This is a genomic window from Vibrio olivae, from assembly GCF_042428525.1.
GTDB lineage: Bacteria > Pseudomonadota > Gammaproteobacteria > Enterobacterales > Vibrionaceae > Vibrio > Vibrio olivae.
The window spans coordinates 1-566 of sequence record NZ_JBHMEP010000101.1 but is presented as its reverse complement, the minus strand read 5'-3'; the positions used below and the strand labels follow the sequence as shown (position 1 = coordinate 566).

The 566-nt window shown below is 61.5% G+C and carries 1 protein-coding gene; it reads left to right on the top strand.

The features are described from left to right. Positions 1 to 566: galactokinase (locus tag ACFFUV_RS24170; protein ID WP_512701412.1), on the top strand; the 566-nt coding region annotated here is incomplete at both ends.

Genomic DNA, 566 nt, shown 5'->3' with positions numbered 1-566 from the left:
CCAACGGCAAGAAGGGCATGGCCCTCAAGCTGGATTGCGCCACTCTGGAATATGAGCTGGTGCCGATGAATAACGATTCCGTTTCCGTGCTGGTTCTGGACAGTGCCGTGAAGCATTCCCTGGCGGACGGAGCCTACGGCCAGCGCCGCAAGCAGTGCGAGGAAGCCTCCGCCATCATGGGGGTGCCTTCCCTGCGCGAAGCTTCCCTGGAATTGCTGGAATCCTTCAAGGAACAGCTTGGCGACGTGCGTTACCGCCGTGCCCGCCACGTCATCGGTGAAAACGCCCGGGTGGCCGTTTTTGCGGATGCCCTCGCCCGCGGCGACTGGGATGAAGCCGGCGTAGCCATGCGCGGCAGCCATGCCTCCCTGCGCGATGATTATGAAGTTTCCTGTGCGGAGGTGGATACTCTGGTTTCCCTTTGTGACCGCATTCCTTCCGCTTCTTCCGTTTACGGCGCCCGCATGACGGGCGGCGGCTTCGGCGGTTGCATCGTCGCCTTGGTCAAGACGGAAGACGTGGACAAGGTAGCGCAGGAACTGCTCCAGGCCTATTGCCAGGAAACA